This is a genomic window from Brenneria izadpanahii (assembly GCF_017569925.1).
GTDB lineage: Bacteria > Pseudomonadota > Gammaproteobacteria > Enterobacterales > Enterobacteriaceae > Brenneria > Brenneria izadpanahii.
Genome location: NZ_CP050854.1, coordinates 481,773 through 500,110, shown reverse-complemented (window position 1 = coordinate 500,110; position 18,338 = coordinate 481,773). Strand labels below are relative to the sequence as shown.

Here is an 18,338-nt window from a genome sequence, read left to right as displayed (position 1 = left end):
TTACTCTGCAGTAGCAACTTCTTCTGTCTGAGAAGCTGAGCGATCAACGAGCTCGATGTATGCCATCGGCGCATTGTCACCAGCACGGAAGCCACACTTCAGAATACGAGTGTAACCACCGGCACGGCTCGCGAAACGCGGGCCCAGTTCATTAAACAGTTTTGCCACGATCTCGTTATCACGAGTACGGGCGAATGCCAGACGACGATTAGCAACGCTGTCGGTCTTGGCAAGAGTAATCAGCGGTTCAACAACACGACGCAGCTCTTTTGCTTTTGGCAGGGTCGTCTTGATAATCTCATGACGAACCAAAGAACCAGCCATGTTACGGAACATAGCCTGACGATGGCTGCTGTTACGGTTCAGTTGACGACCACTCTTACGATGGCGCATGACCTTATCCTTCTCAGTAAAACCTTAACCTGTGATCTGGTTACTCATCAGCAATGCTTGCCGGTGGCCAGTTTTCCAGACGCATGCCCAGAGACAAACCACGTGAAGCCAGCACATCTTTAATCTCAGTAAGAGATTTTTTACCCAGGTTAGGCGTTTTCAACAGCTCAACCTCGGTACGCTGTACCAGATCACCGATGTAGTGGATAGCTTCTGCCTTGAGGCAGTTAGCAGAGCGGACAGTCAATTCCAGATCGTCAACAGGGCGCAGCAGGATCGGATCGAACTCTGGTTTCTCTTCTTTAACTTCTGGTTGACGCACATCACGCAGGTCAACAAAAGCTTCAAGTTGTTCAGCCAGAATGGTTGCCGCACGGCGAATCGCCTCTTCAGGATCGATTGTGCCGTTGGTTTCCATTTCGATGACCAGCTTATCCAGGTCAGTACGCTGTTCTACGCGAGCTGCTTCAACATTGTAGGCAATACGCTCTACAGGGCTGTAGCAAGCATCGACTAACAGGCGACCAATCGGGCGCTCATCTTCTTCCGTATGAATACGGGCAGATGCCGGCACATAACCACGGCCACGCTGAACTTTAATACGCATGCTGATAGCCGCGTTCTCATCGGTCAGATGGCAGATCAAGTGCTGTGGCTTGACGATTTCGACATCGCCGTCATGGACGATGTCGGCTGCAGTCACAGGGCCAATGCCAGATTTATTCAGGGTAAGAATAACTTCATCTTTGCCTTGAACTCTCACCGCCAGCCCTTTCAGGTTGAGCAGGATTTCCAGGATGTCTTCCTGTACGCCTTCTTTGGTGCTGTACTCATGCAGTACACCATCAATCTCAACCTCGGTCACCGCGCAACCTGGCATGGATGAAAGCAGAATACGGCGCAGTGCGTTGCCAAGAGTATGGCCGAAGCCCCGCTCTAACGGCTCAAGGGTCACCTTGGCGTGCGTCGAACTGACTTGCTCGATATCTACCAGGCGCGGTTTTAGAAACTCTGTCACAGAACCCTGCATTGTGTCCTCTCTTTGGTACTAAGCTTTACTTGGAGTAAAGCTCGACGATCAGGTGTTCATTAATGTCCGAAGACAGATCGGTCCGTTCAGGAATACGTTTGAACACACCTTCCATCTTGGCAGCATCAACTTCCAGCCAAGTTGGCTTTTCACGCTGTTCAGCCAGCTCCAGAGCGGCCTTCACGCGAGATTGCTTTTTCGCTTTCTCACGGATGCTGACTACGTCATTCGGGGATACCTGATAAGAAGCGATGTTAACAACGCGACCGTTTACCATGATGGCTTTGTGGCTAACCAGCTGACGAGCTTCAGCACGAGTGGCGCCAAATCCCATACGATAAACAACGTTATCCAGACGGCCTTCCAGCAACTGCAGCAGGTTCGCACCTGTGTTGCCTTTCAGACGTGCTGCTTCTTTATAATAGTTACGGAACTGGCGTTCCAGCACACCGTAGATACGGCGGACTTTTTGCTTTTCACGCAACTGTACACCATAGTCAGACAGACGCGGCTTACGCGCACCATGCTGACCAGGAGCTTGTTCAATCTTACACTTGGAATCGATCGCACGAACACCAGACTTCAGAAACAGGTCGGTGCCTTCACGACGGCTCAGCTTGAGCTTAGGACCCAAATATCTTGCCATTTTCTTTCTCCAACAATCCTAAAAGCGGCGTTATACGCGGCGCTTTTTCGGCGGACGACAACCGTTATGAGGGATCGGAGTCACATCAGTAATATTAGTGATGCGGAAACCAGCCGCGTTCAACGCGCGGATAGTAGACTCACGGCCCGGACCAGGTCCTTTAACCATAACTTCCAGGTTCTTGATACCGTACTCTTTCACTGCTTCAGCACAGCGTTCGGCTGCTACCTGAGCGGCGAACGGAGTGGATTTACGAGAACCACGGAAGCCGGAACCACCGGCAGTTGCCCAACCCAGCGCATTACCCTGACGATCGGTAATAGTTACGATGGTGTTGTTGAAAGAAGCATGGATATGAGCCACACCGTCAGAGACTTGCTTTCTTACACGCTTACGTGCACGAATAGGTGCCTTTGCCATTATTCAATCACCCCGATTATTTCTTGATCGGTTTGCGCGGACCCTTACGGGTACGGGCGTTAGTCTTGGTACGCTGACCGCGAACCGGCAGACCACGACGATGACGCAAACCACGATAAGTACCAAGGTCCATAAGACGTTTGATGCTCAGGGTAACTTCACGACGCAGATCACCTTCGACAACAAACTTGGCAACTTCGTCACGCAGCTTATCGATTTGCTCTTCAGACAGCTCACTGATCTTAACATTTTCGGCAATGCCCGAAGCAGCGCAAATAGCCTGCGAACGAGTTTTACCGATACCATAAATCGACGTTAACGCGATGACGGTATGTTTATGATCAGGAATGTTAATGCCTGCTATACGGGCCACTATGCACTCCTACATTTTTATACGGCAATACCATTCTGAAAAGCCCGTTTTCAGGATACTCAAATAGTATTGCGGTTACAGACAAAAGATTGGCTGGCTAATCTAGCCAGCTCAACCCAACTTTGCAAGAAAAATATGCGAGATAATCAGCCTTGACGCTGTTTATGCTTCGGTTCGGCACTGCAGATCACACGAACGACACCGTTACGCTTAACAATCTTACAGTTACGACATAATTTCTTGACGGAAGCACGAACTTTCATTTTTACTCTCCGTAACTTCTCAAGCTCGCCCGATTAACGGTTATAGCCTTTCAGGTTTGCTTTCTTCAATGCAGACTCGTACTGACTTGACATCATCAGAGTTTGCACTTGAGCCATAAAGTCCATGATGACCACAACAACGATCAATAATGACGTGCCGCCAAAATAGAAAGGCACTTTCATTGCATCACGCATGAACTCCGGGATCAGGCAGATGAAAGTAATATACATCGCACCTACCAAAGTAAGGCGGGTCATTACTTTATCGATATATTTCGCCGTTTGCTCTCCCGGACGAATTCCTGGCACGAATGCACCGGACTTCTTCAGGTTATCTGCTGTTTCACGAGGGTTGAAAACCAACGCAGTATAGAAGAAACAGAAGAAGATGATTGCAGTCGCATAGAGTAACACATAAAGCGGGCGTCCAGGCTGCAAATACATCGAAATTGTAGTCAGCCAGTTCCAACCGGTACCGCCCCCGAACCAAGATGCAATCGTAGCCGGGAACAAAATAATGCTGGAAGCAAAAATAGCTGGGATAACCCCCGCCATATTCACTTTCAACGGTAAATGCGTACTCTGTGCTGCATAAACACGACGACCTTGTTGACGCTTGGCATAGTTGACGACGATACGACGCTGACCACGCTCAATGAAAACAACGAAGAAGGTTACTGCAAACACCAAAACTGCAACCAACAGCAACAGGAGGAAGTGCAGGTCGCCTTGCCGCGCTTGCTCGATGGTATGGCCAATGGCCGGCGGCAATCCCGCAACTATACCAGCAAAGATTATAATCGAAATACCGTTGCCGATACCCCGTTCAGTAATCTGTTCACCCAGCCACATCAGGAACATCGTCCCGGTGACCAGACTCACAACAGCGGTAAAGTAGAAAGCAAATCCTGGATTTAACACCAAGCCTTGCATCCCTGGCATATTCGGCAAACCGGTAGCAATACCGATCGACTGGAATATGGCCAATACCAGAGTACCGTAGCGGGTGTACTGGCTAATCTTACGACGGCCAGCCTCCCCTTCTTTCTTTATTTCCGCCAACGCAGGATGAACCACCGTCAGCAGTTGGATAATAATCGACGCCGAAATATACGGCATGATACCCAGAGCAAAGATAGAAGCACGGCTGAGTGCACCACCAGAGAACATGTTAAACATTTCAATGATGGTGCCTCGCTGTTGCTCAAGCAATTTGGCAAGCACAGTGGCATCAATACCAGGAATCGGAATAAAAGAGCCAATACGGAAAACAATCAGCGCACCGATAACAAACAATAGTCTGCGCTTCAGTTCACCAACTCCGCCTTTAGCACTTTGAAAATCTAATCCTGGTTGTTTGGCCATCTGCTACTTATTCCTCAATTTTACCGCCAGCAGCTTCGATAGCAGCACGAGCACCTTTAGTGACACGCAGACCACGAATCGTTACCGGACGAGCAACTTCACCTGACAGAATCACTTTCGCAAATTCGATCTGAACGCCAATAACATTAGCGGCTTTCAGCGTATTCAGGTCAACGATGTCGCCTTCTACTTTAGCCAGGTCAGACAGACGAATCTCTGCCGTAACCATCGCTTTGCGAGAAGTAAAACCGAATTTCGGCAGGCGACGGTATAAAGGCATCTGACCGCCTTCGAAACCGCGACGCACGCCGCCGCCAGAACGAGAGTTCTGACCTTTGACGCCGCGTCCGCCGGTTTTACCCAGGCCGGAACCGATACCACGACCTACACGCTTGGAAGCATGTTTGGCGCCTTCGGCCGGAGACAGAGTATTCAAACGCATCTGTTACTCCTCCACTTTAACCATATAGGAAACCGCGTTGACCATGCCGCGAACCGCAGGAGTATCCTCACGTTCAACGGTATGACCAATACGACGCAGACCCAGGCCAAGCAGCGTCGCCTTATGTTTCGGCAGACGACCGATTGCACTACGGGTTTGAGTTATTTTAATAGTCTTTGCCATGGTTAATTACCCCAGAATTTCTTCAACGGATTTACCACGCTTGGCAGCGACCATTTCCGGGGACTTCATGTTGGCCAGACCATCAATCGTTGCACGAACCACGTTAATCGGGTTAGTGGAACCATAGGCTTTAGCCAATACGTTGTGTACCCCTGCGACTTCCAAAACGGCGCGCATTGCACCGCCGGCGATAATACCGGTACCTTCGGAAGCCGGCTGCATGAACACACGAGAACCCGTGTGAGCACCTTTAACCGGGTGCTGCAGGGTGCCGTTGTTCAGCGCGACATTCATCATATTGCGACGGGCTTTTTCCATCGCTTTCTGGATCGCTGCCGGAACTTCGCGTGCTTTACCGTAACCAAAACCAACGCGGCCGTTGCCATCACCCACTACAGTCAGTGCGGTGAAGGAGAAAATACGACCACCTTTAACGGTTTTAGATACGCGATTTACCGCGATCAGCTTTTCCTGCAGTTCGCCAGCTTGTTTCTCGATGTGAGCCATCTTACACCTCTACCTTAGAACTGAAGGCCAGCTTCACGGGCAGCATCTGCCAGTGCCTGGACTCGACCATGATATTGGAAACCGGAACGGTCAAAAGCAACGTCTTTGATGCCTTTTTCCAATGCGCGTTCAGCAATAGCTTTACCTACTGCAGTAGCTGCATCTTTGTTACCGGTATACTTCAGTTGTTCAGCGATAGCTTTTTCTACAGTAGAAGCGGCTACCAGGACTTCAGAACCGTTCGGTGCGATGACCTGCGCATAAATATGGCGCGGGGTACGATGTACCACCAGACGCGTCGCACCCAGTTCCTGGAGCTTGCGGCGTGCGCGGGTCGCACGACGGATACGAGCTGCTTTCTTATCCATAGTGTTACCTTACTTCTTCTTAGCCTCTTTGGTACGCACGACTTCGTCGGCGTAACGGACACCCTTGCCTTTGTAAGGCTCAGGACGACGGTAGGCGCGTAATTCCGCAGCAACCTGACCAATAGCCTGCTTATCAGCGCCTTTCAGCACGATTTCAGTCTGGCTAGGGCACTCTGCAGTAATACCTGCCGGCAGTGCATAGTCAATCGGATGTGAGAATCCAAGAGACAGGTTCACCACGCTGCCTTTCACGGCGGCACGATAACCAACACCGACCAGTTGCAGCTTCTTAGAGAAGCCTTCGGTAACACCGATAACCATTGAATTCAACAGAGCGCGAGTAGTGCCCGCCTGGGCCCAACCATCAACGAAACCTTCGCGCGGGGCGAAAGTCAGAGCGTTGTCAGCCTGCTTAACTTCAACAGCATCATGGATCTTACGACTCAGCTCGCCGTTTTTACCCTTAATCGAAATAACCTGACCGTTGAGTTTTACCTCTACGCCGGCAGGAATGACGACGGGTGCTTTTGCAACACGAGACATTCTTTCCTCCCGATTAAGCTACGTAGCAGATAATCTCGCCACCAAGACCTGCCTGGCGAGCTGCACGATCAGTCATAACACCTTTAGAGGTAGAAACAACCGCGATACCTAAACCGGCCATAACTTTTGGCAGCTCATCTTTTCTTTTATAGATGCGCAGACCTGGACGGCTTACTCGCTGAATGCTTTCTACCACTGCCTTGCCCTGGAAATATTTAAGTTCTAATTCCAGCACAGGCTTGGCGTCGCCTTCGATTTTAAAATCTTCAATGTAACCTTCTTCCTTCAGCACTTTGGCGATTGCCACTTTCAGCTTGGAGGAAGGCATGGTGACCGCAACTTTGTTCGCGGCTTGACCGTTACGGATACGGGTCAGCATATCCGCGATCGGATCTTGCATGCTCATCTGTCTTTACTCCCGTGATTCAATTGGTGACAATTACCAGCTAGCCTTTTTCAGACCCGGAATTTCACCGCGCATAGCGGCTTCACGGACCTTGATACGGCTCAACCCGAACTTCCGCAGGAAAGCATGCGGACGACCAGTTTGACGGCAGCGGTTACGCTGACGAGACGGGCTGGAATCACGCGGCAGAGTCTGCAGCTTAAGAACTGCATCCCAACGTTCTTCGTCGGAAGAGTTCACACCAGAGATAATAGCTTTCAATTCCTCGCGTTTTGCGCGGTATTTATCAGCCAGTTTCACGCGAACAGCTTCGCGTGCTTTCATGGATTGTTTAGCCATTAGTAACCCTACCTTACTTGCGGAATGGGAAGTTAAAGGCGGTCAACAGCGCACGGCCTTCATCATCGGATTTCGCAGTGGTGGTAATGGTAATATCCAAACCACGAACGCGATCGACCTTGTCATAGTCGATTTCCGGGAAGATGATCTGCTCACGCACACCCATGCTGTAGTTACCACGGCCGTCGAATGACTTGGAGGACAGGCCACGGAAGTCACGGATACGCGGTACAGCAATGGAAATCAGTCGCTCAAGGAACTCCCACATGCGTTCGCCACGCAGAGTTACTTTACAGCCGATCGGATAGCCCTGACGGATTTTGAAGCCTGCAACAGATTTGCGTGCTTTGGTGATCAAAGGTTTTTGACCTGAGATTGCCGCCAAGTCGGCTGCTGCGTTATCCAGCAGTTTCTTGTCAGCGATCGCTTCACCAACACCCATATTCAGGGTGATCTTCTCGACCCGAGGGACTTGCATGACAGAATTGTAGTTAAACTCGGTCATGAGTTTTTTAACTACTTCGTCTTTGTAGTAATCATGCAGTTTCGCCATCGTACTACTCCAAATTACTTGATAGTTTCGCTATTAGATTTAAAGAAACGGACTTTTTTGCCGTCTTCGAATCTAAAGCCTACACGGTCAGCCTTACCAGTTGCCGCATTGAAGATTGCAACGTTGGAAACCTGAATTGCAGCTTCTTTTTCAACGATGCCGCCTGGTTGATTCAGGGCCGGAACCGGCTTCTGATGTTTCTTAACCAGGTTGATACCTTCAACAATGACCTTACTAGCAGACAGGACATTTTTTACTTTACCGCGCTTACCTTTATCTTTGCCGGTCAGCACGATAACTTCGTCATCACGACGGATTTTCGCTGCCATGATTCGCTCCTTAGAGTACTTCTGGTGCCAGAGAGATAATTTTCATGAACTTTTCATTACGAAGTTCACGAGTTACCGGCCCAAAAATACGCGTACCGATAGGCTGTTCGCTGTTATTGTTTAAAATAACGCAAGCATTTCCATCGAAGCGAATGACAGAACCGTCTGGGCGACGAACACCCTTCTTGGTGCGCACCACAACCGCCTTCAGCACATCGCCTTTCTTCACCTTACCGCGAGGAATTGCTTCCTTAATGGTAATCTTGATGATATCGCCGACGCCTGCGTAGCGACGGTGCGAGCCACCTAGAACCTTGATACACATTACGCGACGTGCACCGGAGTTGTCGGCCACATTCAGCATAGTCTGTTCTTGGATCATGTTAGTGCTCCGCTAATGTCAACTACTACTTTAGGACCCATGATAGGCCATTTAAATGCCCCATAATTAAGGGCGCAGCATTATAACACCGCTTCCTGAATATGGGTAGAAAAAATAAACGGCCCAGTTACTGAGCCGTTTATCATAACGAGAAGAGCGCTACTGTATTACAGAATCGCTTTCTCTACAACGCGAACAAGCGTCCAAGACTTAGTTTTGGACAGCGGGCGGCATTCGCGGATTTCAACCACGTCGCCGATACCGCATTCGTTGTTCTCGTCATGTACGTGCAGCTTAGTCGTACGTTTGATGAACTTACCGTAAAGTGGGTGTTTCACGAAACGTTCGATAGCAACAACAGCAGATTTCTGCATTTTGTCACTAACAACACGGCCTTGCAGAGTACGGATTTTATCGGTCATTACGCACCCGCCTTCTCAGTCAGTAAAGTCTTAACACGTGCAACATTACGACGCACTTGTTTCAACAGGTGAGTTTGTTGCAGCTGACCACTGGCCGCCTGCATGCGCAGATTGAATTGTTCGCGCAGCAGTTCGAGCAGTTCGGTATTCAGCTCTTCAACGCTCTTTTCACGCAGCTCTTGTGCTTTCATTACATCACCGTCTTAGTTACAAAGGTGGTTTTGATCGGCAGTTTCGCTGCTGCCAGTTGGAATGCCTCGCGGGCTAACTCTTCCGGCACACCGTCCATTTCGTACAGGACTTTACCTGGCTGAATCAAGGCAACCCAATACTCTACGTTACCTTTACCTTTACCCATACGTACTTCAAGCGGCTTTTCGGTAATCGGTTTGTCCGGGAATACACGGATCCAGATCTTACCTTGACGCTTAACAGCACGGGTCATGGCACGACGTGCAGCTTCGATTTGACGAGCAGTCAGGCGACCGCGGCCAACAGCTTTCAGACCGAAAGTGCCGAAGCTCACATCCGTACCTGCAGCCAGACCACGGTTGCGGCCTTTGTGCATCTTACGGAATTTTGTACGCTTTGGTTGTAACATCAGCGACTCTCCTTACTTGCGGCCTTTACGCTGCTGCTTTTTAGGTTGAGCAGCCGGTTTTTCCGGTTGTTCAACGGCAGCCATACCACCCAGGATCTCACCTTTGAAGATCCACACTTTCACACCGATAACACCATAAGTAGTGTGCGCTTCGGAGGTGTTGTAGTCGATATCCGCACGCAGCGTGTGCAACGGAACGCGACCTTCACGGTACCATTCGGTACGCGCGATTTCAGCGCCGCCAAGACGGCCGCTTACTTCAACTTTAATCCCTTTGGCGCCCAGACGCATGGCGTTCTGCACGGCACGCTTCATCGCACGACGGAACATAACGCGACGTTCCAGCTGAGAAGTGATGCTGTCAGCAACCAGTTTGGCGTCTAACTCAGGTTTACGGACTTCGGCGATGTTGATTTGCGCTGGCACGCCAGCGATATCCGCTACGGCTTTACGCAGCTTTTCAACATCTTCGCCTTTTTTACCGATAACGATACCCGGACGAGCGGTGTGAATAGTCACACGAATGCTTTTCGCCGGACGTTCGATAACGATACGAGAAACGGAAGCTTTTTCCAGTTCCTTCGTTAGGTATTTACGAACTTTAAAGTCGCTGTCCAGGTTGTCAGCGAATTCTTTGGTATTCGCATACCAGGTAGAGTTCCAAGGTTTGACAATACCCAGTCGAATACCATTAGGATGTACTTTCTGACCCATTGCTAGTCTCCAGAGTCTCAGCGATCGGACACAACCACAGTAATGTGGCTGGTACGCTTCAGGATGCGATCCGCACGACCTTTAGCACGCGGCATAATGCGCTTCATGCTCGGGCCTTCGTCGACGAAGATTTTCGCAACTTTCAGATCATCAATGTCAGCGCCATCGTTGTGCTCTGCGTTAGCAATGGCAGACTCCAGTACTTTTTTAACCAGACCAGCAGCTTTCTTGTTGGTATAGGTCAGAATATCCAGAGCTTGCGACACTTTCTTACCGCGAATCAGGTCAGCCACCAGGCGAACCTTCTGGGCAGAAGAACGAGCATGGCGATGTTTAGCGATAGTTTCCATCTCTTCCTCCTACCTTATTTCTTCTTGGCTTTTTTATCAGCCGCGTGGCCGCGATAAGTACGAGTCGGCGCGAATTCACCCAGTTTGTGACCGACCATTTCATCGGAAACAAACACCGGAACGTGCTGACGACCATTATGGACAGCGATGGTCAAACCGATCATGTTTGGAAAGATCGTTGAACGACGGGACCAAGTGCGCAAAGGCTTCTTGTCACCGCTTTCCACCGCTTTCTCTACCTTCTTCAGCAAGTGCAGGTCAATAAATGGACCTTTCTTGAGAGAACGTGGCATGGTTTATCCTCTAAAATTATTTAGTACGGCGACGTACGATAAATTTATCAGTACGCTTGTTGCTGCGGGTCTTCTTACCTTTGGTCTGTACGCCCCACGGTGATACCGGGTGCTTACCAAAGTTACGACCTTCACCACCACCGTGCGGGTGGTCTACCGGGTTCATCGCCGTACCGCGAACGGTAGGACGAACACCACGCCAGCGAGCAGCACCTGCTTTACCCAGAACGCGCAGCATATGCTCCGCATTGCCAACTTCGCCCAGCGTAGCGCGGCAGTCAGATTCGACTTTACGCATTTCGCCAGAACGCAGACGCAGGGTAACGTAAGCGCCATCACGTGCAACGATCTGAACGTATGCACCAGCAGAGCGAGCCAACTGGCCGCCTTTACCTGGTTTCAGTTCTACGTTGTGAACCGTTGAACCAACCGGGATGTTACGCATCGGCAGGGTGTTACCGGATTTGATTGCAGCATCAACGCCAGATTGAATCTGGTCGCCTGCTTTAAGGCCTTTCGGCGCCAGGATGTAACGGCGTTCGCCGTCTTTGTACAGAACCAGCGCGATGTTCGCGGAACGGTTCGGATCATACTCCAGACGCTCAACAACAGCAGGAATACCATCTTTGTTGCGTTTAAAGTCAACCAGACGATATTGCTGTTTATGACCACCACCGATGTGACGGGTAGTGATGCGGCCATTGTTGTTACGGCCACCGGATTTGCTGTTTTTTTCCAGCAACGGGGCATAAGGTTTGCCCTTGTGCAGCTCAGGGTTAACCACTTTAACAACGTGGCGACGACCCGGAGATGTCGGTTTACATTTAACAATTGCCATTGTTCTTTACTCCTCCGACTTACTCTGCGCCGCCGATGAAGTCCAGATTCTGGCCTTCTTTCAGGGTGACGTAAGCTTTTTTCCAGTCGCTACGACGACCGATACGCTGTCCATGACGTTTCACTTTTCCTTTAACTACCAGGGTGCGAACATCATTGACTTCGACTTCAAACAGTTTCTGCACAGCGGCTTTGATTTCTGCTTTTGTCGCGTCTTTAGCAACTTTGAGTACGATGGTGTTGTTCTTTTCCATCGCAGTAGACGCTTTTTCAGAAACGTGCGGCGCGCGCAAAACTTTCAGCAGACGTTCTTCACGGATCATGCGAGCATCTCCTCAACTTGCTTAACAGCTTCAGCAGTCATGACGACTTTGTCGAAGGCGATCAAGCTAACTGGATCGATACCGGCTACATCGCGCACATCAACCTTGTACAGGTTACGCGCGGCCAGGAACAGATTTTCATCCAGTTCACTGGTGATGATCAGTACGTCTTCCAGCGCCATGTCTTTCAGTTTCTGTGCCAGCAGCTTGGTTTTCGGTGCTTCTACAGAGAACTTCTCGACAACGATCAGACGATCTTGACGTACCAGTTCGGACAGGATGCTTTTCAGCGCGCCGCGGTACATCTTTTTGTTAACTTTCTGACTGTGATCCTGAGGCTTGGCAGCGAAGGTTACACCACCGGAACGCCAGATCGGGCTCTTGATAGAACCTGAACGCGCACGGCCTGTACCTTTCTGACGCCACGGTTTTTTACCGGAACCAGTTACTTCAGCACGGGTCTTCTGAGCGCGAGTACCTTGACGGGCACCTGCTGCATAAGCAACAACAACCTGGTGTACCAGCGCTTCGTTGAAATCACGACCGAAGGTAGTTTCGGAAACAGTCAGCGCGCTTTGCGCGTCTTTCAATACTAATTCCATTGCTATCTCCTCACGCCTTCACAGCTGGTTTAACGATCAGGTCGCCGCCGGTTGCACCCGGAACAGCACCCTTAACCAGCAGCAGGTTGCGCTCAGCGTCAACACGCACTACGTCCAGGCTTTGAACGGTTACACGCTCGTTGCCCAGTTGGCCTGCCATTTTCTTGCCTTTGAACACTTTGCCCGGAGTCTGGTTCTGACCGATAGAACCCGGAACGCGGTGAGACAAGGAGTTACCGTGGGTAGCATCCTGAGTACGGAAGTTCCAGCGCTTAACAGTGCCGGCAAACCCTTTACCTTTAGATGTACCAGTAACGTCTACTTTTTTAACGTCTGCGAAAATTTCAACACTAATGCTCTGACCTACAGTGAATTCTTCGCCTTCAGAAAGACGGAATTCACGTAAAGTACGGCCGGCTTCTACGCCAGCTTTAGCAAAGTGGCCCGCTTCTGGCTTGGTAACGCGGCTTGCTTTTTTAGCACCGGTTGTTACCTGCACAGCGCGGTAACCGTCGTTAGCCAGGTCTTTAACCTGAGTGACGCGGTTTGCTTCAATTTCGATAACGGTTACAGGGATAGATACGCCATCTTCAGTGAAGATACGGGTCATGCCCACTTTTTTACCGACTAAACCAATCATTGTTTCAACCTCTCAATCGCTCAATGACCTGATTAACCCAGGCTGATCTGCACGTCTACACCGGCAGCCAGATCCAGACGCATCAGAGCATCAACGGTTTTCTCGGTTGGCTCAACGATGTCAACCAGACGCTTGTGAGTGCGAATCTCGTACTGATCGCGCGCATCTTTGTTGACGTGCGGAGAGATCAGAACGGTAAAGCGCTCTTTGCGGGTCGGCAGCGGGATCGGACCACGGACTTGCGCACCAGTGCGCTTGGCAGTCTCGACGATTTCCGCAGTTGATTGATCGATCAGACGATGATCAAACGCTTTCAGGCGGATACGGATTCTTTGGTTCTGCATGAGACCAGAGCTCCAATTATTTATAAACGTAAATAATTACTCCTCACACCCATTTCGATTGATGGGGGAGTGTAATCGTTAGTACATAACCCCCATATCGGGAGTATTGTTTTGGCTAATTAATGAACTTAGCCCGCTGATTTAATCAAAAATCAGACCCACCTTAGTTTTAGTGAGCCCGCGCATTATACGTAAATTGACGCAAGAAGCAACAAGAAGGATGAAATGATTTGATGCGGCGGCCAGAACGAATATGCCCGGCCGTAATAGATAGGTCATCATTTAAAGCGCGGTTTACTGCTCTTTAAGCTGACTTTGCAGATAGTTTTGTATGCCGATACGGGATATCAGATCCAACTCGGTTTCCAGCCAATCGATATGCCCTTCTTCGTCGGTCAGGATCTCTATCATCAGGTCTCTGCTGACATAATCATGTACCGAGTCTGAATATGCAATGGCTTCGCGTAGGTCTTTGGCGCCATCCAGCTCAAGTTGCAGGTCGGACCGAAAGATCTCTTCAACATCTTCGCCGATGTTAAGTTTCCCCAAATCTTGCAGATTGGGAATGCCTTCGAGAAATAAAATGCGTTCAATGTAACGATCGGCATGCTTCATTTCGTCAATAGACTCATGATACTCGTGATCGTTGAGACGGGTTAATCCCCAGTTTTTAAACATCCGGGCATGTAGGAAATATTGGTTGATTGCTACTAACTCATTACCCAATAACTTATTCAAATACGTAATGACTTTTTTATCGCCTTTCATGACACGCTCCTCCGCTCCAGTTCTTAAAGTGTAGAACCGGTAAGCAGAGAGTCAAAGAAAGACCCTACATTTTATGCTACTTCATACATATCAATAAGTTGAGATCGTTCATCTTCAAATATATCCCTCGCTTGTCGAATACACTTGCCGCAATCCGTTCCTATCGGAACTAACTTACGTAACTGCTGCATGGACCGAGGTTGATGCTGACGAACTGCTTTGCGGATCGCTTTATCTGAAACGGCATTACACAAGCAAACATACATACCAGAGCAACTCATTTTTATGCCGGCTATCCGGCCTATTACCCTTAGGGCCGCAGCAGACGGTGCTTAAATTCGCTCCCAGCGATTTTTATTGTCTTATTGTAAATAGGAATGCTTTTTATTTCAATTTAGATTTGTGACGACGGGCGTAAAAAAAGGCACCGAAGTGCCTTTTTTATGCTTTAGTCGTTAATCAGCGATTAAGCGATAACTTTAGCAACAACGCCCGCGCCAACGGTACGACCGCCTTCACGGATAGCGAAACGCAGACCGTCATCCATTGCGATTGGCGCAATCAGAGTAACAACCATCTTCACGTTATCACCCGGCATTACCATTTCCACGCCTTCCGGCAGTTCGATGGTGCCCGTTACGTCAGTTGTACGGAAGTAGAACTGCGGACGGTAGCCTTTGAAGAACGGAGTATGACGGCCGCCTTCATCTTTGCTCAGGATATACACTTCAGATTCAAACTGCGTATGCGGCTTGATTGAACCTGGTTTAGCCAGTACCTGACCACGCTCAACGTCATCACGTTTGGTACCACGCAGCAGAACGCCCACGTTCTCGCCCGCACGGCCTTCGTCCAGCAGTTTGCGGAACATTTCCACGCCGGTACAAGTGGTTTTCGTGGTGTCTTTGATGCCGACGATTTCAACTTCGTCGCCAACTTTGATGATACCGCGTTCTACACGACCGGTAACAACCGTACCACGACCGGAGATGGAGAATACGTCTTCGATCGGCAGCAGGAACGGCTTGTCGATAGCACGTTCCGGTTCCGGGATATAAGTATCCAGGGCGTTAGCCAGTTCGATGATTTTCGCTTCCCACTCGGCGTCGCCTTCCAGCGCTTTCAGCGCAGAACCACGGATAACCGGCGTATCGTCGCCCGGGAATTCATACTGAGACAGCAGTTCACGCACTTCCATCTCAACCAGTTCCAGCAGTTCTTCATCATCAACCATGTCACATTTGTTCAGGAACACGATGATGTAAGGAACGCCAACCTGACGACCCAGCAGGATGTGCTCACGAGTCTGCGGCATCGGGCCGTCGGTCGCGGCAACAACCAGGATAGCGCCGTCCATCTGCGCAGCGCCGGTGATCATGTTTTTCACATAGTCGGCGTGTCCCGGGCAGTCAACGTGCGCGTAGTGGCGAGTCGGGGTATCGTATTCAACGTGAGACGTGTTGATGGTGATACCACGGGCTTTTTCTTCCGGCGCGTTATCGATCTGATCGAATGCACGAGCGGCGCCGCCGTAGGTTTTAGCCAGCACGGTGGTGATCGCTGCAGTCAGCGTTGTTTTACCATGGTCAACGTGGCCGATAGTACCGACGTTAAGGTGGGGTTTTGTACGTTCAAATTTTTCTTTAGACACGGCGATATTCCTTACTCTAATGCTCTCCCCCTATGGAGAGAGAGCACGGTTCAATGTGTTAAACCCGGATTATTTACTACGGGCTTCAATAACGGCCTGAGCCACGTTGTTCGGCGCTTCAGCGTACTTCAGGAACTCCATGGAGTAAGAAGCACGACCCTGAGTCTGCGAACGCAGATCGGTAGCATACCCAAACATTTCGGATAACGGTACCTGGGCACGAATAGTCTTACCTGTAGCGGTATCTTCCATACCTTCGATGATACCGCGGCGACGGTTCAAGTCACCGATTACATCACCCATGTAGTCTTCAGGCGTTTCAACTTCCACTTTCATGACGGGTTCCAGCAGAACCGGCTTAGCACGTTTAAACGCTTCTTTAAACGCGATTGATGCTGCCAGTTTAAACGCCAATTCAGAGGAGTCGACATCGTGGTAAGAACCGAAATGCAGACGAACGCCCAAGTCTACTACCGGATAACCGGCCAGAGGACCTGATTTCAGCTGTTCCTGAATACCTTTGTCAACGGCAGGGATGTATTCGCCAGGAATAACACCACCCTTGATTTCGTTGACGAATTCGTAACCAGCGCCACCCGGCTCCAGCGGATACATGTCGATAACGACATGACCGTACTGACCGCGGCCACCAGACTGTTTCGCGTGTTTCCCTTCCACATCCTTAACGGTATCGCGGATGGTTTCACGGTAAGCAACCTGAGGTTTACCGATGTTGGCTTCTACGTTGAACTCGCGACGCATACGGTCAACGATGATTTCCAGGTGCAGCTCGCCCATACCGGCGATGATCGTCTGGTTAGATTCTTCGTCTGTCCATACGCGGAAAGACGGGTCTTCTTTCGCCAAACGTCCCAGAGCCAGACCCATTTTTTCCTGGTCGGCTTTGGTTTTAGGTTCTACCGCGATGGAAATAACCGGTTCAGGGAATTCCATACGTTCCAGAATAATCGCGTGATCCGGATCGCACAGCGTATCGCCAGTGGTCACATCTTTCAGGCCGATTGCCGCAGCAATATCGCCCGCGCGAACTTCTTTGATCTCTTCACGTTTGTTGGCGTGCATCTGAACGATACGACCGAAACGTTCGCGCTGAGCTTTTACTGAGTTCAGCACTGTATCGCCGGAGTTAACCACACCGGAGTAAACGCGGAAGAACGTCAGGTTACCCACAAACGGGTCGGTGGCGATTTTGAACGCCAACGCAGCAAACGGTTCTTTATCGTCAGAATGACGCTCAGCCGGAGTGTCTTTACCGTCGTCCAAAATACCCTTGATAGCAGGTACATCGGTCGGAGCCGGCAGATACTCGATAACGGCATCCAGCATTGCCTGTACGCCTTTGTTCTTGAACGCGGAACCACAAGTAACCAGAATGATTTCGTTGTTCAGAACGCGCTGACGCAATGCTTTTTTGATTTCTTCTTCGGACAGTTCTTCACCGCCCAGGTATTTGTCCATCAGCTCTTCAGAAGCTTCAGCCGCGGACTCAACCAGATTCTGGTGCCATTCCTGAGCCAGATCCTGCATATCAGCCGGAATATCTTCATAAGTGAAGGTGATGCCCTGATCGGCTTCATTCCAGTTGATAGCTTTCATTTTCACCAGGTCTACAACGCCGGTGAAGTGTTCTTCAGCGCCAATAGCTAACTGCAGCGGTACCGGATTCGCGCCCAAGCGGGTTTTGATCTGGCCAACCACTTTCAGGAAGTTCGCACCCATGCGGTCCATTTTGTTAACGAACGCAATGCGCGGCACTTTATATTTATTCGCCTGACGCCATACGGTTTCAGACTGCGGCTGAACGCCACCGACTGCGCAGTAAACCATTACTGCACCATCAAGAACACGCATGGAACGTTCTACTTCGATAGTGAAGTCAACGTGTCCCGGGGTGTCGATGATGTTGATACGATGGGGTTCATACTGCTTGGCCATACCAGACCAAAAAGCAGTCGTCGCAGCAGAAGTAATGGTGATCCCACGCTCCTGCTCCTGCGCCATCCAGTCCATGGTAGCTGCGCCATCATGAACTTCACCGATTTTATGGTTCACACCCGTGTAGAACAGAATACGTTCAGTCGTGGTGGTTTTACCGGCGTCGATGTGTGCACTGATACCGATATTGCGGTAGCGTGCAATAGGTGTTGTACGAGCCATTTGTTTCCTCTATATCCTAGGGCGTTCAATTAGTAACCCAAGCGGGTTGGCTTTGAAGCGCCCGCCTGGTTAG

General features: G+C 50.1%; 32 protein-coding genes. All 32 read right to left on the bottom strand.

Features of this window, described 5'->3' with window-relative positions:
- The 32 genes from rplQ to fusA all read right to left on the bottom strand — a co-directional run bounded on the left by rplQ (position 1) and on the right by fusA (position 18,265).
- Positions 1–393: a 50S ribosomal protein L17 gene (gene rplQ / locus HC231_RS02345; protein ID WP_048637258.1), complete on the bottom strand. Its 393-nt coding sequence runs from the start codon at positions 391–393 to the stop codon at positions 1–3.
- A 40-nt stretch (positions 394–433) separates the two neighbouring features.
- Positions 434–1,423, bottom strand: coding sequence for a DNA-directed RNA polymerase subunit alpha (locus tag HC231_RS02340; RefSeq protein ID WP_048637257.1), 990 nt, complete (start codon positions 1,421–1,423; stop codon positions 434–436).
- Between the two features lie 25 nt (positions 1,424–1,448).
- Positions 1,449–2,069, bottom strand: coding sequence for a 30S ribosomal protein S4 (gene rpsD, locus HC231_RS02335; protein ID WP_208229557.1), 621 nt, complete (start codon positions 2,067–2,069; stop codon positions 1,449–1,451).
- 30 nt (positions 2,070–2,099) lie between these two features.
- Positions 2,100–2,489, bottom strand: a complete 390-nt coding sequence (rpsK, locus tag HC231_RS02330) for a 30S ribosomal protein S11 (protein WP_002919257.1) — start codon at positions 2,487–2,489, stop codon at positions 2,100–2,102.
- Positions 2,490–2,505: 16 nt separating this feature from the next.
- Positions 2,506–2,862 carry a 30S ribosomal protein S13 gene (gene rpsM, locus HC231_RS02325; protein WP_150437818.1) on the bottom strand — a complete coding sequence of 119 codons (357 nt, stop codon included), beginning with the start codon at positions 2,860–2,862 and terminating at the stop codon, positions 2,506–2,508.
- A gap of 146 nt (positions 2,863–3,008) precedes the next feature.
- Positions 3,009–3,125, bottom strand: a complete 117-nt coding sequence (rpmJ, locus tag HC231_RS02320) for a 50S ribosomal protein L36 (protein WP_002227352.1) — start codon at positions 3,123–3,125, stop codon at positions 3,009–3,011.
- 33 nt (positions 3,126–3,158) lie between these two features.
- On the bottom strand, positions 3,159–4,490 hold the full coding sequence (gene secY, locus HC231_RS02315) for a preprotein translocase subunit SecY (protein ID WP_208229556.1): 1,332 nt from the start codon (positions 4,488–4,490) through the stop codon (positions 3,159–3,161).
- A gap of 7 nt (positions 4,491–4,497) precedes the next feature.
- Positions 4,498–4,932 carry a 50S ribosomal protein L15 gene (rplO, locus tag HC231_RS02310; RefSeq protein ID WP_208229555.1) on the bottom strand — a complete coding sequence of 145 codons (435 nt, stop codon included), beginning with the start codon at positions 4,930–4,932 and terminating at the stop codon, positions 4,498–4,500.
- A gap of 3 nt (positions 4,933–4,935) precedes the next feature.
- Positions 4,936–5,115 carry a 50S ribosomal protein L30 gene (gene rpmD, locus HC231_RS02305; protein WP_004846568.1) on the bottom strand — a complete coding sequence of 60 codons (180 nt, stop codon included), beginning with the start codon at positions 5,113–5,115 and terminating at the stop codon, positions 4,936–4,938.
- A gap of 6 nt (positions 5,116–5,121) precedes the next feature.
- A complete protein-coding gene (gene rpsE, locus HC231_RS02300; protein ID WP_005970257.1) occupies positions 5,122–5,622 on the bottom strand; it encodes a 30S ribosomal protein S5 in 501 nt (166 codons plus the stop codon).
- Between the two features lie 14 nt (positions 5,623–5,636).
- Positions 5,637–5,990, bottom strand: a complete 354-nt coding sequence (gene rplR / locus HC231_RS02295) for a 50S ribosomal protein L18 (RefSeq protein ID WP_048637252.1) — start codon at positions 5,988–5,990, stop codon at positions 5,637–5,639.
- 9 nt (positions 5,991–5,999) lie between these two features.
- A complete protein-coding gene (rplF, locus tag HC231_RS02290; RefSeq protein ID WP_208229554.1) occupies positions 6,000–6,533 on the bottom strand; it encodes a 50S ribosomal protein L6 in 534 nt (177 codons plus the stop codon).
- Positions 6,534–6,546: 13 nt separating this feature from the next.
- A complete protein-coding gene (gene rpsH, locus HC231_RS02285; protein WP_208229553.1) occupies positions 6,547–6,939 on the bottom strand; it encodes a 30S ribosomal protein S8 in 393 nt (130 codons plus the stop codon).
- A 33-nt stretch (positions 6,940–6,972) separates the two neighbouring features.
- The gene (gene rpsN, locus HC231_RS02280) at positions 6,973–7,278 is read right to left on the bottom strand and encodes a 30S ribosomal protein S14 (protein WP_048637249.1); all 306 of its coding nucleotides are present in this window, start codon (positions 7,276–7,278) and stop codon (positions 6,973–6,975) included.
- A 13-nt stretch (positions 7,279–7,291) separates the two neighbouring features.
- On the bottom strand, positions 7,292–7,831 hold the full coding sequence (gene rplE, locus HC231_RS02275) for a 50S ribosomal protein L5 (RefSeq protein ID WP_208229552.1): 540 nt from the start codon (positions 7,829–7,831) through the stop codon (positions 7,292–7,294).
- Between the two features lie 14 nt (positions 7,832–7,845).
- A complete protein-coding gene (gene rplX / locus HC231_RS02270) occupies positions 7,846–8,160 on the bottom strand; it encodes a 50S ribosomal protein L24 (protein WP_015841924.1) in 315 nt (104 codons plus the stop codon).
- A gap of 10 nt (positions 8,161–8,170) precedes the next feature.
- Entirely contained in the window at positions 8,171–8,542 is a 372-nt protein-coding gene (rplN, locus tag HC231_RS02265) for a 50S ribosomal protein L14 (protein WP_000613954.1), read from the bottom strand.
- A 167-nt stretch (positions 8,543–8,709) separates the two neighbouring features.
- Entirely contained in the window at positions 8,710–8,964 is a 255-nt protein-coding gene (gene rpsQ, locus HC231_RS02260) for a 30S ribosomal protein S17 (protein WP_208229551.1), read from the bottom strand.
- Positions 8,964–9,155, bottom strand: a complete 192-nt coding sequence (gene rpmC, locus HC231_RS02255; protein ID WP_048637248.1) for a 50S ribosomal protein L29 — start codon at positions 9,153–9,155, stop codon at positions 8,964–8,966. Before rpmC ends, rpsQ begins: the two co-directional genes overlap by 1 nt.
- Positions 9,155–9,565, bottom strand: a complete 411-nt coding sequence (rplP, locus tag HC231_RS02250; RefSeq protein WP_009111208.1) for a 50S ribosomal protein L16 — start codon at positions 9,563–9,565, stop codon at positions 9,155–9,157. Before rplP ends, rpmC begins: the two co-directional genes overlap by 1 nt.
- Positions 9,566–9,577: 12 nt before the next feature.
- Complete coding sequence (rpsC, locus tag HC231_RS02245; RefSeq protein WP_208229550.1) at positions 9,578–10,279, bottom strand: 30S ribosomal protein S3; 702 nt, start codon at positions 10,277–10,279, stop codon at positions 9,578–9,580.
- Between the two features lie 17 nt (positions 10,280–10,296).
- On the bottom strand, positions 10,297–10,629 hold the full coding sequence (gene rplV / locus HC231_RS02240) for a 50S ribosomal protein L22 (protein ID WP_012764045.1): 333 nt from the start codon (positions 10,627–10,629) through the stop codon (positions 10,297–10,299).
- Between the two features lie 14 nt (positions 10,630–10,643).
- Positions 10,644–10,922: a 30S ribosomal protein S19 gene (rpsS, locus tag HC231_RS02235; RefSeq protein ID WP_001138115.1), complete on the bottom strand. Its 279-nt coding sequence runs from the start codon at positions 10,920–10,922 to the stop codon at positions 10,644–10,646.
- Between the two features lie 16 nt (positions 10,923–10,938).
- Positions 10,939–11,760: a 50S ribosomal protein L2 gene (gene rplB, locus HC231_RS02230; RefSeq protein WP_208229549.1), complete on the bottom strand. Its 822-nt coding sequence runs from the start codon at positions 11,758–11,760 to the stop codon at positions 10,939–10,941.
- Between the two features lie 19 nt (positions 11,761–11,779).
- Positions 11,780–12,082 carry a 50S ribosomal protein L23 gene (gene rplW, locus HC231_RS02225; protein ID WP_009111205.1) on the bottom strand — a complete coding sequence of 101 codons (303 nt, stop codon included), beginning with the start codon at positions 12,080–12,082 and terminating at the stop codon, positions 11,780–11,782.
- Complete coding sequence (gene rplD / locus HC231_RS02220) at positions 12,079–12,684, bottom strand: 50S ribosomal protein L4 (RefSeq protein WP_208229548.1); 606 nt, start codon at positions 12,682–12,684, stop codon at positions 12,079–12,081. Before rplD ends, rplW begins: the two co-directional genes overlap by 4 nt.
- 10 nt (positions 12,685–12,694) lie before the next feature.
- On the bottom strand, positions 12,695–13,324 hold the full coding sequence (gene rplC / locus HC231_RS02215) for a 50S ribosomal protein L3 (protein ID WP_208229547.1): 630 nt from the start codon (positions 13,322–13,324) through the stop codon (positions 12,695–12,697).
- A gap of 32 nt (positions 13,325–13,356) precedes the next feature.
- A complete protein-coding gene (rpsJ, locus tag HC231_RS02210; protein ID WP_001181005.1) occupies positions 13,357–13,668 on the bottom strand; it encodes a 30S ribosomal protein S10 in 312 nt (103 codons plus the stop codon).
- A gap of 294 nt (positions 13,669–13,962) precedes the next feature.
- Positions 13,963–14,436, bottom strand: a complete 474-nt coding sequence (gene bfr / locus HC231_RS02205) for a bacterioferritin (RefSeq protein WP_208229546.1) — start codon at positions 14,434–14,436, stop codon at positions 13,963–13,965.
- A gap of 71 nt (positions 14,437–14,507) precedes the next feature.
- Positions 14,508–14,702 (bottom strand): bacterioferritin-associated ferredoxin, encoded by a 195-nt coding sequence (gene bfd, locus HC231_RS02200; protein WP_208231191.1) that lies wholly within the window; start codon positions 14,700–14,702, stop codon positions 14,508–14,510.
- Between the two features lie 200 nt (positions 14,703–14,902).
- The gene (tuf, locus tag HC231_RS02195; RefSeq protein ID WP_208229545.1) at positions 14,903–16,087 is read right to left on the bottom strand and encodes an elongation factor Tu; all 1,185 of its coding nucleotides are present in this window, start codon (positions 16,085–16,087) and stop codon (positions 14,903–14,905) included.
- A 69-nt stretch (positions 16,088–16,156) separates the two neighbouring features.
- Entirely contained in the window at positions 16,157–18,265 is a 2,109-nt protein-coding gene (gene fusA, locus HC231_RS02190; protein ID WP_208229544.1) for an elongation factor G, read from the bottom strand.
- Between the last annotated feature and the right edge of the window lie 73 nt (positions 18,266–18,338).